This is a genomic window from Methylobacterium sp. E-005 (genome assembly GCF_022829725.1).
GTDB lineage: Bacteria > Pseudomonadota > Alphaproteobacteria > Rhizobiales > Beijerinckiaceae > Methylobacterium.
Window position 1 is genome coordinate 24,907 of record NZ_JAKSYG010000174.1, and the last position, 14,290, is coordinate 39,196.

General features: G+C 65.8%; 13 protein-coding genes. 5 read left to right on the plus strand and 8 right to left on the minus strand.

Annotated features, from left to right (window positions below; translation table 11 throughout):
* Window positions 1-9: 9 nt before the first annotated feature.
* Window positions 10-1,317 (minus strand): substrate-binding protein, encoded by a 1,308-nt coding sequence (locus tag MKK88_RS19125; protein WP_409566678.1) that lies wholly within the window; start codon window positions 1,315-1,317, stop codon window positions 10-12.
* Window positions 1,318-1,361: 44 nt separating this feature from the next.
* Entirely contained in the window at window positions 1,362-2,387 is a 1,026-nt protein-coding gene (locus MKK88_RS19130) for a carbon-nitrogen hydrolase family protein (RefSeq protein WP_244002456.1), read from the minus strand.
* 123 nt (window positions 2,388-2,510) lie between these two features.
* On the opposite strand from MKK88_RS19130, the gene MKK88_RS19135 reads away from it, so the two are divergent.
* From MKK88_RS19135 to MKK88_RS19150, 4 genes are all read left to right on the plus strand, one after another.
* On the plus strand, window positions 2,511-3,500 hold the full coding sequence (locus MKK88_RS19135) for a LysR family transcriptional regulator (RefSeq protein ID WP_244002458.1): 990 nt from the start codon (window positions 2,511-2,513) through the stop codon (window positions 3,498-3,500).
* Window positions 3,501-3,740: 240 nt separating this feature from the next.
* Window positions 3,741-3,956 carry a hypothetical protein gene (locus MKK88_RS19140; protein ID WP_244002460.1) on the plus strand — a complete coding sequence of 72 codons (216 nt, stop codon included), beginning with the start codon at window positions 3,741-3,743 and terminating at the stop codon, window positions 3,954-3,956.
* A 172-nt stretch (window positions 3,957-4,128) separates the two neighbouring features.
* Window positions 4,129-4,860 (plus strand): Crp/Fnr family transcriptional regulator, encoded by a 732-nt coding sequence (locus MKK88_RS19145; RefSeq protein WP_244002462.1) that lies wholly within the window; start codon window positions 4,129-4,131, stop codon window positions 4,858-4,860.
* A 336-nt stretch (window positions 4,861-5,196) separates the two neighbouring features.
* Complete coding sequence (locus MKK88_RS19150; protein ID WP_244002464.1) at window positions 5,197-5,904, plus strand: Crp/Fnr family transcriptional regulator; 708 nt, start codon at window positions 5,197-5,199, stop codon at window positions 5,902-5,904.
* 4 nt (window positions 5,905-5,908) lie between these two features.
* On the opposite strand, the gene MKK88_RS19155 is transcribed toward MKK88_RS19150, so the two are convergent.
* The 5 genes from MKK88_RS19155 to cyoA form a co-directional block, all read right to left on the minus strand.
* Window positions 5,909-6,448, minus strand: coding sequence for a hypothetical protein (locus MKK88_RS19155; RefSeq protein WP_244002466.1), 540 nt, complete (start codon window positions 6,446-6,448; stop codon window positions 5,909-5,911).
* A 115-nt stretch (window positions 6,449-6,563) separates the two neighbouring features.
* Complete coding sequence (cyoD, locus tag MKK88_RS19160; RefSeq protein WP_244002468.1) at window positions 6,564-6,944, minus strand: cytochrome o ubiquinol oxidase subunit IV; 381 nt, start codon at window positions 6,942-6,944, stop codon at window positions 6,564-6,566.
* The gene (gene cyoC, locus MKK88_RS19165) at window positions 6,941-7,579 is read right to left on the minus strand and encodes a cytochrome o ubiquinol oxidase subunit III (RefSeq protein WP_244002469.1); all 639 of its coding nucleotides are present in this window, start codon (window positions 7,577-7,579) and stop codon (window positions 6,941-6,943) included. Before cyoC ends, cyoD begins: the two co-directional genes overlap by 4 nt.
* A 1-nt stretch (window position 7,580) precedes the next feature.
* Window positions 7,581-9,575, minus strand: coding sequence for a cytochrome o ubiquinol oxidase subunit I (gene cyoB, locus MKK88_RS19170; protein WP_244002471.1), 1,995 nt, complete (start codon window positions 9,573-9,575; stop codon window positions 7,581-7,583).
* Between the two features lie 67 nt (window positions 9,576-9,642).
* Window positions 9,643-10,749: a ubiquinol oxidase subunit II gene (cyoA, locus tag MKK88_RS19175; protein WP_244002473.1), complete on the minus strand. Its 1,107-nt coding sequence runs from the start codon at window positions 10,747-10,749 to the stop codon at window positions 9,643-9,645.
* A gap of 175 nt (window positions 10,750-10,924) precedes the next feature.
* Here cyoA and MKK88_RS19180 point away from each other — a divergent pair, with 175 nt between their 5' ends.
* Window positions 10,925-12,256 (plus strand): MFS transporter, encoded by a 1,332-nt coding sequence (locus MKK88_RS19180; RefSeq protein WP_244002475.1) that lies wholly within the window; start codon window positions 10,925-10,927, stop codon window positions 12,254-12,256.
* A 695-nt stretch (window positions 12,257-12,951) separates the two neighbouring features.
* Here the strand turns inward: MKK88_RS19180 and MKK88_RS19185 are convergent.
* A complete protein-coding gene (locus MKK88_RS19185) occupies window positions 12,952-14,286 on the minus strand; it encodes an efflux RND transporter periplasmic adaptor subunit (protein ID WP_244002477.1) in 1,335 nt (444 codons plus the stop codon).
* Window positions 14,287-14,290 lie beyond the last annotated feature (4 nt).

A 14,290-nucleotide genomic window follows, 5' to 3' on the forward strand; every position in this document is an offset into this window, starting at 1 on the left:
GCCGGTCCCTCAGGTGTAGGGGCCGAGCTTGCAACCGAACAGGTCGGTCGGGTTCATCACGCTCTCCCCCTCGACCATGTCCACGATCTCGTAGAAATCCTCCGGCCCCTTCATCGCGGCGGGCGCCTTGCCTTTCAGGATCGGGATCGGTCGGACCATCTGGTGGTCCTCGGCACGGTAATAGACGCGGCCGATGGTCGAGTCATAGGGCTGGCTCTTCGAGGCCTCCATCGCTTTGATCATGTCAACCGGGTTGAACCCGCCGACCCGCTCGACCGTAAGCGCCCAGAGATAGGTCTGCATGTAGGCAATGTGGGCGCCCCAGCGCGGATGATATTTGTTCTTGTCGAGGAAGCTCGCCACGAAGGTCTTGGCGAGGGGGTAGCGATCCTCCAGCGTCCACCAAAAATCGCAGGAGCCATAGACGCCTTGCATCAGTTCGGCGCCCAGTTCCTTGTCCTGGAAGGAGGACAGGTTCGGCACGACGAGCTTCATGCTCGACAGGACGCCGAACTGCTCGGCCTGCTTGGTTGAGGCGACCGCATCGGCGCCGAAGCAGATGTTCACGAAGACGTCGGCACCGCTATTAGCGATGTTGAGGAGCGCCGAGCTGTAATCCGCGGTGCCCAGCGGCACGGTCTCCTTCAGAACCTGTGTCCAGCCCGCCTCTTTGGCGAACTTGGCAAAAGATTCGTAGACCGTCTGGCCGTAGGTGTAGTCCGGCACCAGGAAGGCCATCTTGCGCTTGGGACCGAGTGCCTTTGCCACCACCGGGGCCAGCGCCTTGGCGGCCATGAAGGCGTTCTGCTGCGAGCGGAAGCCGTAGCGCTGGCAGTTCTTGCCGGTGACGTCGTTCGAACCGGCAATGCCGACCATGTAGAGGACCTTGTCGCGGCTCGCGAGTTCCTCCAGGGCGATGGCCTCGGAACTGCTCACGGAGCCCGAGAACTGAATCGCCTTGTCACGCTGAATGAACTGGGTCGCCGCCTGCACCGCGACGTTGGGCTTCCCCTCCGTGTCGGCGACCTTGTAGCGAATCTGGCGTCCAAGGACGCCCTTGCCCTTCAGGCCCCAGGCAGCCGGGATCTCGCCACCCCCGTTGATCTGCGCGATGGCGAGTTCATAGCCGAGCTTGAGGTCGTTGCCATCACCTGAGAAGACGCCTGTCAGGGGCATGTTTAGGCCGACGAAGACGGAGTCGGCGCTGACGCCCTCCGGGAAGGTGCCGATCGCGGCGGGCGCCTGCGCCCGGGCCAAACCCGGCAGCATCAGCCCGGCGCCGCCCCCGAGGAGCAGCTTACGACGGTCGAACATCAGGGCACATCTCCGCTTAGGCAGGGGTCGAGGTAAAGCTCAGCAAGTCACGCGCCGTCGCCGGGAACGGGCGCGGACACGGTCGTGGGCGGCGGGGCCGAGCCGGGATCGCGAAAGGCCGCGGGGGCGAGGCGGCGGCGGTTCACCGTGAGGTCGAACACGTCGAAGCGGTTGTAGTAGCCGACCACGTCGTGGAACTGCTTCGGCTCGATGCAGGCTGCGAGGTCGATCTCCGCGTAGAGGATCCCCTCGTCCCGAAGGGCTTCGCCGATCTGGGCACCGGTGGGATCGAGGAAGAACGAGGCCGCGCGCGGGGTTGCTTCCAGCACCTCGGCGGCCCGGGGATCGCAGGCGGCGATGGTGTCGAACGCCGCCCGGTCGAGCACACTCGCGGTGACAAGGCCGAAGACCTTGGCCTCGAAGCAATGGGCGCCCGCCCGGAGTCGGTTCGCGGCGAGGTTGTCGTAATTGCCTCCGCCCGCTGGGCGCCGCGTCGGCCAAACCGGCGGCCAGGACGAGATGTGGAACTGCTCGCCCTGCGCCATCAGGCTGAAGCGGGCCAGCGGATTGGTGTTCTCGCCGCAGATGAGTTGGCCGATGCGTCCGATCGCGGTCTCGACCACCCGCAGCCCGGCTCCATCGCCTGCCGCCCAGACAAGCTTCTCGTAGAAGGTCGGTACGAGCTTGCGGTGGTGGTTGAGGATGTCGCCGCCCTCGCCGATCAGCAGGTTGCTGTTCCACAGGCAGCCGACACTCACGGGCGAACGCTCGCTGAAACCGGTGGAGACGATGACCCCCGCCGCCTTCGCGGTCTCGCGGATGCGGGCGACTTCCGGCCCGTCGACGAGGACCGACTGGTCGGCCATGCGGGTGAACAGGTCGTGATTGTCGATCGGCGCAGCCAGGGGGGCCCAGACTGGAAAGGCCGGGATGAAGGTTTCCGGGAAGGCGACGAGGGCCGCGCCGGCCCTGGCCGCTTCGTGGATGAGCGAGACCGCCTTGTCCGTAGTCGCCGTGGCGTCGAGGAAGACCGGTGCGGCATGGATGGCTGCTGCCTTGAAACGGGGATGCATAGGTTACCCTTTCTAAGCCGAGCTTAGGCGCCTCGTCCGCGGCTTGAAGCGGCCAATTCCGCAAGCGCCCTTGCACAGATCCCGAGCCGCCGACGTGGCGCGCCTCTTGCGGCGCGCGAGGCGATGCGTGCCCTCGATCAGCTCGACTGGGATGAACTGAAGGTCTTCGTCCATGCCGCCCGTGGGGGCAGCCTTGCGGGTGCGGCCAAGAGGCTGCGGGTCGATCAATCGACCGTCAGCCGACGACTCGCCCATCTGGAAGCTGCCCTGGGCGTCTCCCTGTTCGAGCGTGTACCCTCCGGCCTGCGCCTAAGCGAGGCGGGCCAGCGCTTGCTGCGCCATGCGGAGCGGGTGGAGAGCGCCATCATCGCTATGGAGGAGGAGGTCACCCCCGGATCGGGGCAGGCCGGGGGCCGCGTCCGGCTTGCGACGATGGAAGGAATCGCCTCCCTCTACCTCGCCGAGCGGTTCGTGTGCCTGCACGAGACGCACCCCCACCTCACCGTCGAGCTGCTGACCTCGTCTCAGACAGTCTACGTGAACCGCCGGGAGGCCGACCTTTTCCTCAGCTTTTTTAAGCCTCCGGGACAAGGGCTCGTCTCCGAGCGGATCGGCCGCTTCCGGCTCGGGCTGTACGCCTCGCCGGGCTACCTCGACCGGGCGGGAACGCCCCAATCCATCCAGGATCTGGAGCGCCACGCCTTTGTCACCTACGTCGAGGACCTCGTGCAGGTCGATTGCGTTCGGTGGCTCGACGAGATCATTGCGGATCGGCGTACCGTGTTCCATTCGACGAGCATGATCGCGCAGAAGCAGGCGGCCGCCGGAGGGCTCGGCATCGTCCTCCTCCCAAGCTTCGCGGTTACCAGTCGCGACCTCTTGGTCCCCGTACTGCACGATGACTTGTCGACAACCCGAGATCTCTGGCTCAACGTCCACACCGACCTGCAATTCTCGCCCCGCATCAGGGCGGTTTCGGCCTTCCTGAAAACCCTGTTCCGCTCCGACTCCTCGCTACAGGTTGATCTTCGGCATTCGCAACCGGTCTCGGCCTTGGGTGCCCCGACATCTTCAACGGACTGGTCTGAAATACCCACGCCGTTTGCTTCTTGACGACGAAAAGTATCTCCCAACTGTTGCTCGATGCGCGTTTTTGGTGAGCCGCGCCGATCATGTCCTGTGACCGCGTCGGGTCGATAGGAGGTTGTCCGCTTCTCCGATCTGCCTTTTCCGAAGCGGTCATTCCGCTTTCGGCCAATTCCGGCCGGCCGCTTCCCGTCGGGGCATTGTTTCAGATCAAAGCGCAGCCAGATAAATTCGGCAGGTTTGAAGCGTCCTATGCGGGGAGGCTTCATGCGCGAATATCTCATCACCTTCCACAAAATCGTCCTGGACGGCGCCGGACACGATCGATGCATCGTGCAACGCCGCACGCGGCTTCGCGCGCAATCGGACGTCAGCGCGGCCTGGGAGGCCAAAGCGCTCTTCTGCCGAGCCCTCGGCATCTCCGACTGGCGGCTGCGGGCCGATACCTGCGAAGTCATGGAGCTGGCGCATTTCGTTACGTAGGCTCACCGCATCGCTCAGATGCCCGTTCGGGACGGAGGCGGGCTTCGGCACGGCGTAGCGCGCGATCTGGGTGCATAAGTGCCGTGCGCAGGATGCGGCGGGTTTCCGTGGTACGCGTCGAGAGCGGTTCGGGTAAGCTTGCGTCTCCGCGAGGAAGTCCGGAACCTGGTTGATGTCGAGTGAGACCTGCGGCCCCGAACGGCATACGTGTCCGCACGCACGCACCGAGGGTGGCTGCGCCCACTGCCAAGTTCGCCTCCTGAGCGTGTGCGCTGCACTCACACCTGAGGAACTGAACGAAATCGAGTCGCTCAGCCGGCACGCCGTGCTCGATGCGCGCCAGACGCTGTTCTCGCAGGACGAGGAGACCACGGCCGTCTACAACGTCACCGCGGGAGCCTTACGCCTCTCGCGCCTGCTTCCGGACGGACGCCGCCACGTCATGGGCTTCGCTCTCGTCGGCGACTTCCTTGGCCTCGCGCTGGCGGAGCGACAGACGGTGACCGCCGAGGCCCTGTCGCACGTCACCGTTTGCCGCTTCGATCGGCGGGCGTTCCATAATCTCATGGTTCGAAAGCCCCACCTCCTGCAGCGCCTGCATGAGCGCGCCGGCTACGAGCTCGGCCTCGCGCAGGAGCTCATGCTGCTGCTCGCCCGTCGTGGGGCCGAGGAGAAGGTCGCGAGCTTCCTGCTCGCCCTGCGCGGACGCTACGCGCGCATCGGCCTGACTTCGGTGACGCTGGAGCTGCCTATGGGCCGACAGGACATCGCCGACCATCTCGGCCTCACCATCGAGACGGTAAGCCGCACGCTGACGCGGCTGGACCGCGAGAAAGTCATCCTGATCGTACCTGGCGGGGTCCGCCTGCTCGACATACCCCGACTTGAACGCCTCGGTGGATGACGCAGCCAATGAGCCTCGGCGCGCGGACGCCCTTACTGTCGGAGCTGTTGCCTTGATCTGAAACAAGGACCCGGCTGCCCGACGGGATCAGTTCGGAGGAACTGGTCACGGAGACGCCGATGGCCGACCTGCAAGCCCAACCGCCCCAGCCATGCCCGCACAAGCCCGGCTTGTCGTAGGCGGCGCCGAGCACTGCAAGTCAGCTGCCCACTTCGTTGGCCATGTCGACCCGCCCTGGGACGCGGCTGCAAGCTCGTGGCCGATGCTCCATGCATCTCATCTCACGCAGGTCCCGGCCAACGCGCCTGACTGCTGTCGCCTTCAAGGATTGGACCGGTGCCGACCGAGATCTGCGTGGACTGCCCCGTACGCGAACACGCGCTGTGCAGCAGCCTCAACGACGAGGGTGTGATCGCTTTCACCGGTCTGTGCCAGCGCCGTTGCGTCACGGCGGGCGAGACCGTGATGTGGGCGGGCGACGAGAGCCGGATCTGTGCCAATCTGGTGTCGGGCGTCCTGAAGATGGTCGCCGCCACGGCCGACGGACGAGAGCAGATCGTAGGCTTGTTCTACCCGGCCGATTTCGTCGGTGAACCCTACGCAGAAGAGCACGCCTTCACCGTCACGGCTCTGACCAACGCGGAACTGTGCACGGTCCAGAGACGACCCTTCGAGCACTTCCTGGAGGAGCACGCGCGGATGGAGAACCTCCTGCTCCAGCGTACCTTACGAGCGCTGAAGGAGGCGCGCGGCCGCATGCTGAGCTTGGCGCGTCTCTCGGCCGGTGAGAAGGTGGCCGGACTCCTCATCGACATGGCTGCACGAGCAGAGCGCTGTGTCCGCCGACCGGGATTGGACCACCCGGTGACCTTCGATCTGCCGATGACCCGCGGTCATATGGCAGATGTGCTCGGGATGACGATCGAGACGGTGAGCCGACAACTCACGAAGCTGAAGGGCGCCGGCGTGCTCGCCCTCTCGGGCAATCGGACGGTGACGATCAAAGATGCACATGCGCTTCGTGCTTGGGCGGCGGCCCGATAAGGCGTCAACTCGCCCGCCGGCAGAGGCTGCTGAGGAGCAGCGACTCGCCGCTAACTGTCAGGTGATCGCGGCCGAGCGCCAGGACCGCAAACTCCTCCAAAACCATCGATTGGCGGCCCGCTGCGAAGAAGCAGCGGAGCATGTACCCGAACGTCTCGGCCGAGATCCTGCCGTTCGGTACCGGCCCCGCTTGCAGCGCGGCGATCAGGTCCTCAGCGTGCACGAGGTCATCGGTGTGGCGGGCATCGACGTGGCGTATCAAGGGTGCCGCCAACGGATCCTGCAACCCGCACCTAAAGATCTTGGTGAGGGACGCATCGCCTTCCCGCTCTCCCTCGACGAACGCGCCGAGCGCCAGGCGCAGCTGTTCAGCCTGTGTGTCTTTCGGCCAGATGGGCAAGCTGTCGGCACAGGCTTCCAACAGATCGCATAGGCACGCCAGTTGCTCGTGACGTGTCACCATGCGATCCAGGTCTGCTTCCTGAATGATGCACGACCGTCCCGAGGCGTGTATCGGGCTGTCGGCGGACGTGTCTGACGCCATCATTGATTTCTCCTGACGCACACTCGTGTGGTCATGTCGGCAGGTTCATGCACGATGAGCCGAGCGCAGCTCGGCCGCTATTGGAAGTCCCCCATCACAACCGCGACCGACCAGCTCAGCGCATCGTCGAGGGGGCGCTATCCGGCATCGGCATCATGTTCGTGTTGAGGTGGTACATCACCCAGACTGAGCCGCCGATCGTCAGCACCACGATCACCGCCGTGAACAGGAAGGCGAGCAACGTCCAACCGCCCTCGGACTGCGTATCGAGGTGCAGGAAGCTGACGACGTGCACGACGATCTGGACGAGTGCCAGCGCGAAGATGATCGCCGCCGTGACCGCCGCATTGGGCAGCGCCCCGGACATGACAAGCCAGAACGGGATGACCGTAAGCAGGATCGCGAGCGCGACGCCGATCCGGTAGCGGCGGCGGCTGCCATGCTCGCGAGCGGTCCCATGATCCTCGGGTGCGAGATGGACGGGACGGGTGCTCAACGGATCACTCCATACAGGTAGACGAAGTTGAAGACGCCGATCCAGATGATGTCCAGGAAGTGCCAGAACATCGACAGGCACACGACCCGGCGCCTGATCTCGCCCGTCAGCCCGTGCTGACCGATCTGGACGAGCATCGTCACTACCCAGATCAGGCCGACGGTGACGTGCGCGCCGTGCGTCCCGACCAAGGTGAAGAAGGCCGACAGGAACGCGCTGCGCTGCGGACCGGCCCCTTCGGCGATCAGGTGCGAGAACTCGTAGAGTTCGACGCCGACGAAGGCGGCGCCCAGCACACCCGTCACCGCGAGCCAGAGGCGCGTCGGGCCGATCCGACCCGCCTCCATGTGCGGCATGGCCTGCCCGAAGGTGATGGACGAGGCGAGCAGGAGCGCCGTGTTGAGGGCGACCAGCGGCAAATCGAAGATCTGCCGCGGGACGGGACCGCCGGCGTAGCTGGTGCTCACCACACCGAACATCGCGAACAGCGAGGCGAAGATGAGCGCGTCGCTCATCAGGTAGATCCAAAAGCCCAGGACCGTGGCGCCGCCGCCGTGATCGTGATCGTGATCGTCGGCGTCAAGGTGGTGCCAGGTGATGGCGGCCCCGGGGGCGGCGGTTGTGCGATGGGTCATGTCACGCCCCCACGGCCAGCGGCTGCCGCGCGTTCTCCGTCGCCGCGACCTCGGCGGCCGGGATGAAGGTGTCGCGCTTGAAGTTGAAGGTGTGTCCGACCGCCACGGCGAGCAGGCCGATGAAGCTCAGGGCGGCGAGCCACCACATGTACCAGACCATGCCGAACCCGAGGGCGAGCGACAGGCCGGCGAGGATAACGCCCGTGCCGGTGTTCCGCGGCATGTGGATGGGGCGAAACTCGCCCGCCGGCCGCTGATAGCCGCGCGCCTTCATGTCGTACCACGCGTCCAAGTCGTGCACGACGGGCAGGAAGGCGAAGTTGTAGGCCGGCGGCGGCGAAGAGGTGGACCATTCGAGCGTGCGGCCATCCCACGGGTCGCCTGTCGTGTCGCGCAGCTCCTCGCGCTTCACGAAGCCCATTACGATGCTCATCACGAAGCCAAGGATGCCGACCAGGATAATGAGCGCGCCGATCGCGGCGACGACGAAGTACGGCTGGATGCTCGGGTCGTCGAAGTGGTGGACGCGGCGGGTGGTGCCCATCAGGCCGACCACGTAGATCGGGGTCCAGGCCACCCAGTAGCCCACGACCCAGCCCCAGAACGCGACCTTGCCCCAGAACGGGTCGAGCTTGAACCCAAACGCCTTGGGGAACCAATAGACCATGGCGGCGAACAGGCCGAACACGACGCCGCCGATGATGGTGTTGTGGAAGTGCGCTACGAGGAACAGCGAGTTGTGGAGCACGAAGTCGGCGGGCGGGATCGCGAGCAGCACGCCGGTCATGCCGCCGACCACGAAGGTCAGCATGAAGGCCACCACCCACATCATCGGCAGCTCGAACCGGATGTCGCCGCGATACATCGTGAACAGCCAGTTGAAGACCTTGGCCCCCGTGGGGATCGAGATCACCATCGTGGCGATGCCGAAGAAGCTGTTGACGGCTGGGCCTGCGCCCATCGTGAAGAAGTGGTGCAGCCAGACCAGGTAGGACAGGATGGTGATGACAACCGTCGCGTAGACCATCGACGTGTAGCCGAACAGGCGCTTGCCGGCGAAGGTCGAGGTAATCTCCGAGTAGATGCCGAACGCGGGCAGGACGAGCACGTAGACCTCAGGGTGCCCCCAGATCCAGACCATGTTCCAGTACATCATCGGCGCACCGCCGAGCTCGTTGGTGAAGAAATTGGTCCCGACGTAGCGGTCGAGCATCAGCAGGAAGAAGGCGACCGTGAGCGCCGGGAAGATAGCGATCGCCAGCACGTTCGAGCACAGCGCGGTCCAACAGAAGACCGGCAGCTTCATCATGGTCATGCCAGGCGCCCGCATCTTGATGATGGTCGCGACCATGTTGATCGCCGACAGCGTCGTCCCGACACCCGCGATCTGCAGCGACCACAGGTAGTAGTCGACGCCAGTATCCGGGCTGTATGCCAGGCCCGCCAGGGGCGCGTAGGAGAGCCAGCCTGTGCGTGCGAACTCGCCGATGAACAGCGAGGTCATCGTCAGCACCGCGCCGGCGGCGGTAAGCCAGAAGCTCAGGTTGTTCAGGAACGGAAAGGCGACGTCGCGCGCGCCGATCTGGAGCGGCATCACGAAGTTGATCAAGCCGACCACCAGCGGGATCGCCACGAAGAAGATCATGATCGTCCCGTGGGCGGTGAAGATCTGATCGTAGTGATGGGCGGGCAGGTAACCCTCGTTAGCCCCGAAGGCGATCGCCTGCTGAGCCCGCATCATCAGCGCGTCGGCGAAGCCCCGCAGCAACATGATGATGCCGAGGATGACGTACATGATGCCGATCTTCTTGTGATCGACGCTCGTGAACCACTCCTTCCAGAGATAGCCCCAGAGCCGGAACCACGTCACCGCGCCGACGATGGCGAGGCCGAGCAGCGCGACGACGACAAAGGTGCCGAACAGGATCGGCTCGTGGATTGGGAACGACTCCCAGCCTAGGCGGCCGAAGATCGTCTTGAGTGTCGTCTCGGTCATGATGGTCCCGTGGCGAGGGATTAGGCCCGCTCCGCGTGCCGGGAGCGGCAAAGGGCTCGATCTCGGGCTACTGGAGGTCGCGGTTCTGCGCGTCGCCCGGTTTGAGCTGGCCGGGGGAGTCGGGGCCGACCGGCTTGGTGACGTTCGGGCCCGTGCCCTTCTCGTTGGGTGCCTTCTCGAGCGCGGGCTTCGGCTTGTCGCCGATCAGCGGCCCCGCCTCGCGGCCCGGCGGCATGGCGGGAGCCGGGTGCGAGTGGTGCGGATGTCCGCCGCTCGCCTGCATGTCCTGCCGCATGACGTCGACCATGCACGGCTTGCCGGGCTCGATGCAGCGGTTGACCGCGCGGTCGAACAAGCCATCCTGGACGGAGGCGAAGCGCATCACCGGCACCTTCTCGCTCGGCTTGATCAGCTCGACGAGGGTGGACAGCTCCAGGCCGCTTCCTGCCGCCTTCACGTCCGCCACCCAGCGGTCGAAATCGGCCCCCTCGACGCCGCGCAACTTGAAGCGCATGTCGGAGTACCCACGGCCCGTGTAGTTGCCCGAGTACCCCCGGCTCTCACCGGGCTTGTTGAGCACAGCGTTCAGTTCCGAACGCATGGTCGGCATGGCGTAGATCATGCCGGCGAGTGTCGGTGCGTAGAAGGTGTTGAATTGGTCCGTCGAGGTGATCGAGAAGCGCACCGGCACGTTCACCGGCAGCGCCAGCTCGTTCACGGTCGCGATCCCGAGGTCGGGATAGATGAACAGCCACTTCCAATCGAGCGCCACGACCTGGACGTTCAGCGGCTTGGCGTCGGCCGGGACCGGAACGCCCGGTGCGACGCGTTCCAGCGGCCGGAATGGGTCGAGCAGGTGGGTGCTCGTCCAGGTCACCGCGCTCAGCGCGATGATGATGAGCAGCGGGCAGGACCAGATCACCAGTTCGAGCGTGGTCGAATGGTCGAAGCTGGGATCGTAGGTCTTGTTCGGGTTGCCGTGCCGGTATCGGTAGGCGAACAGCACGGTCAGCACCATCACCGGCACGATGATGAGCAGCATGACCCCGACCGAGAACAGGATCAGATTGCGCTGCTGATAGGCGACATCGCCGGTCGGGTTCATCACCACCATGTCGCAGCCGCCGAGCAGGAGCGGCAGGACGAGGAGCGGGAGGCCGGCGGCCCGTCTCATGAGGCTGGAATCTGGGCTGGGCATGGCCTTTCGGATAGCCGCCGAGCTTCCGGTCGACTTTGACCGCGGTCAAACCACCCCGGATTTTCTGCCGCTATGGTCGGCCGCCGGCCCGGATGCCGCGCAAGTGCACGGAGCGAGGCCCCGCGGCGGGGTGGAGGAGAGGATCGAAAGAATGGCAGCCACGACCGCCAGAGCCGCGAGCTCGACGCCGCTGGAGCGCGACGCCCGCCTCGTCAACGCGCGGGAGCATCGCGTCCGTCCCGGCGAGATCGCGGTGGGCGTCATCATCGGGCGGTCGTCGGAGTTCTTCGACTTCTTCGTCTACGCGATCGCCTCGGTGCTGGTGTTCCCGTCGCTGATCTTCCCCTACGCCGACGCGCTCACCGGCACGCTATACTCCTTCGCGATCTTCTCTCTGGCATTCGTCGCCCGGCCCTTCGGTGCGCTCGCGTTCATGTGGATCGACCGCCGGCACGGGCGGGGGGTCAAGCTAACCGCCGCACTCTTCCTGCTCGGAGGATCGACGGCCGCCATGGCGTTCTTGCCCGGCTACGCACAGGTCGGAGGTGTCGCAGCCGTCATCTTGGCCGTGTTGCGGATCGGGCAGGGCTTCGCCCAGGGTGGCACCTGGGATGGGTTGCCCGCGCTCCTGTCGCTCAGCGCACCGCCGGAGCGGCGCGGCTGGTTCCGAATGATCCCGCAGCTCGGCGCGCCGATCGGGATGTTCGTGGCCAGCGCCCTGTTCGCGTTTCTGCTCGTCACCCTGAGACCGGCTGACTTCCTCGACTGGGGATGGCGGTACCCGTTCTTCGTCGCCTTCGTAATCAACGTCGTGGCGCTGTTCGCCAGGCTGCGCCTGATCTCGACCCCCGAATTCGAGCGCCTGTACGACAGCCGCGAGTTGCAGCCGTCGCCTGTGGCCGGGCTGTTCCGCGAGGAGTGGCGGACTGTGATCCTTGGCGCGTTTGCTCCCCTGGCGAGCTTCGCGCTGTTCCATCTCGTCACCGTGTTTCCGCTGTCGTGGGTCGTCCTCACGTCGAGCGATGCGCCGCTGCACTTCTTGGTGATTGAGCTTGTCGGGGCAGTCGTCGGGTTGCTGGCCGTCGCCCTATCGGGGATTATCGCCGATCGGATCGGCGGCCGAACGGTGCTCGGGTTGTCCGCCGTGCTGATCGGTGCCTACAGCGGCTTCGCGCCCCAGCTGCTCGACAGGGGCGTAGCGGGTGAATGGACCTACGTGCTGCTCGGCTTCGGGCTTCTGGGGCTGGCCTTCGGTCAGTCCTCGGGCGCGTTGAACGGCAGCTTCTCGTCTAAGCATCGCTACACAGGCGCGGGCACGACGGCGACGGCCGCGTGGTTCATCGGCGCCGGCTTCGCGCCGCTCGTCGCCCTGCTGCTGGCGAGCAAGTTCGGGCTGATCTCAGTGGGGGCCTACCTCCTCTCCGGGGCGGTCTGCACGCTGCTGGCGCTGGCCCTCAACCGGGAGAGAGGCGATGCATCGTAGTGGCTCGAAACTCCCGCTGCGTGACAGCAACATCTTGGCGCCGCAACGCCGGGAGCGGGAGCGATCCATCCCGTCTGCTCCACGCCACAGATTGCTAAAAACCGGACAGACAGCTTTCGGCCAGGTTCGGCCATTCCCGATCGCCCAAGGAGTCACTGTGTTCGATCTGAAGCAGCCGTTCGAGGGCACGCTGTCTAGGCATCGCGCAATTCCGAGCGGACGGCGGAGTACCGATCAGCGAGCATCGTTCTCGCCGCCACGGCAACGGGTCGCGAACGCCAGTTCGATTCCCAATGAGTCCGCCCAACCGAGAGGCCGGTGCAACCGGTTTCACTGAGGCTGCGCACAGGTCGACACATCGGCCGGGGTTGATCTCTGCTACACCGGACTGCTACACCGTGAGGGCAGCGGCCTTTTCTAAGCTATTGATTTTGTAGGCGTTGGTAGACTCGGACGATTGTCCCGCTCCCTCCGCCAGCCACTATTGATTTGATAGCATTTTATGAGCCGACATGGGGTTTACCCCATCATTCGCCCCACCAGCGAATGGGAGATCGTGGCCGTGAAGGCATGGCGCTCGACTCGAAAGGCAATCCCGAAGCGCTGCGCACTCAGGACGCGATGAGCGACGCAGGCCCGCGGCCGTCTCGCACGTCGCCGCCCCGCTAGCAGACCAACACACCGACTCGGCTGCCTCAAGGAAGGATCAGGGTATCTCCATCCCGAAGGCCCGATAGGATCTCGATACCCTGCTGCTGCGTGGCACCGAGCCGGACCTGGCGCGGCCGGGGTTCGCCGCTCGCCGGATCACGCACCCACACAACCGGATTCGCCGTCGGATCGCGGACGGCCTCGATCGGCACGACGATCGCCTGGGGATTGCTGGCGATCTCGATGCGCATCCGGGCCGACATGCCGAGGCGGATCTGACCGTGGCGGATGTCCCTGGGGAAGGCGGCACGCACTTCGAAGGAGGGGGCACGGCTCCCACCGCGGCCGGTATCGGCCTCGGCGCTGATCCCGATCAGGTGTCCCGGGATCGGCTCGCCCGGGAAGGCATCGCTGGTGATCGCGACCGGCTGCCCGACCCGGATGCGGTTGACGTCGACCTCATCGACGCGGCCCGCCACCACGAGCGTCGACGTGTCGGCCACGGCAAAGAGCGCTTGTCCCCGGCTGACCCTGACGCCGCCCGCGATCTCGACCGCCGGCTGGCCGTTCTGCTGGCTGACGGGTGGGTGAGAGAGGATGCCGCCGATCGGAGCGCACACGACCTTGCCGTCGACTTGCGCCATCACGTCGGTGAGGCGGGATCGCGTGTTCTGCAGATCCAGCTCGGCGAGCCGCCGGCTGTTCGCATCGCCGCGCGCCAGCGTCGTCTGCAGGTCCATGCCGGCGCTCGCGACCGCCTTCCTCTGCGTGTCGCGCTGCTGCACGAGGCCATCATACTCGTTGCGCGACACGATCCCGCGGTCGAACAGCCTCTTGGTCTCCGTCACCTGCCGCTCGGCCAGCGCGAGGCTCGCCTCGGCGCTCTCCAGCGTCCGCTTGGCGCGGATCACCTCGGGGCTGTCGGCCCAGCGATCGAGGAGGTCGACGGCGATCGAACTCTTCAGGAAGGCGGCCTGCGCTTCCCGCACCCGTGTGGCGATCTCGCCATCATCCATCACCACGAGCGGGTCGCCGGCCTGCACGACGTCGCCGATCTGCAGCCGCAGCTCGCGGATCACGCCGTCGAACGGTGCGGCGACCGGAACGGTCTTCCCCGCTCCCACCGTGCCGGCAAGGGTCACGAAGGAGGCGGCGGCCACGGGCGCGACCGTGATGGTGCGCTCCGCGACCGGCTGCACGGCCTTGAACTTGACCGCACCGAACCACGGCGTTCCCCAGAGCCAAGCCAGTCCGGCCAGGACCACGATGGCGGCGGCGCAAGCAAGGGCAGCCGCGCGCCGGACGCGAAGCGGTGCGCCGATCTTCGGCAACGGATCGGCGATCGGCGGCAGCGCGACTTCGGGTGCGGGCTCGGCCATGTCC

What these genes read in the sequence shown, in the direction of transcription:
- MKK88_RS19130 (WP_244002456.1), bottom strand. Translation starts at nt 2,387, where the DNA reads ATGCATCCCCGTTTCAAGGCAGCAGCCATCCATGCCGCACCGGTCTTC.
- MKK88_RS19135 (WP_244002458.1), top strand. Translation starts at nt 2,511, where the DNA reads ATGCGTGCCCTCGATCAGCTCGACTGGGATGAACTGAAGGTCTTCGTC.
- MKK88_RS19140 (WP_244002460.1), top strand. Translation starts at nt 3,741, where the DNA reads ATGCGCGAATATCTCATCACCTTCCACAAAATCGTCCTGGACGGCGCC.
- MKK88_RS19145 (WP_244002462.1), top strand. Translation starts at nt 4,129, where the DNA reads ATGTCGAGTGAGACCTGCGGCCCCGAACGGCATACGTGTCCGCACGCA.
- MKK88_RS19155 (WP_244002466.1), bottom strand. Translation starts at nt 6,448, where the DNA reads ATGGCGTCAGACACGTCCGCCGACAGCCCGATACACGCCTCGGGACGG.
- cyoC (WP_244002469.1), bottom strand. Translation starts at nt 7,579, where the DNA reads ATGACCCATCGCACAACCGCCGCCCCCGGGGCCGCCATCACCTGGCAC.
- cyoB (WP_244002471.1), bottom strand. Translation starts at nt 9,575, where the DNA reads ATGACCGAGACGACACTCAAGACGATCTTCGGCCGCCTAGGCTGGGAG.
- cyoA (WP_244002473.1), bottom strand. Translation starts at nt 10,749, where the DNA reads ATGAGACGGGCCGCCGGCCTCCCGCTCCTCGTCCTGCCGCTCCTGCTC.
- MKK88_RS19180 (WP_244002475.1), top strand. Translation starts at nt 10,925, where the DNA reads ATGGCAGCCACGACCGCCAGAGCCGCGAGCTCGACGCCGCTGGAGCGC.
- MKK88_RS19185 (WP_244002477.1), bottom strand. Translation starts at nt 14,286, where the DNA reads ATGGCCGAGCCCGCACCCGAAGTCGCGCTGCCGCCGATCGCCGATCCG.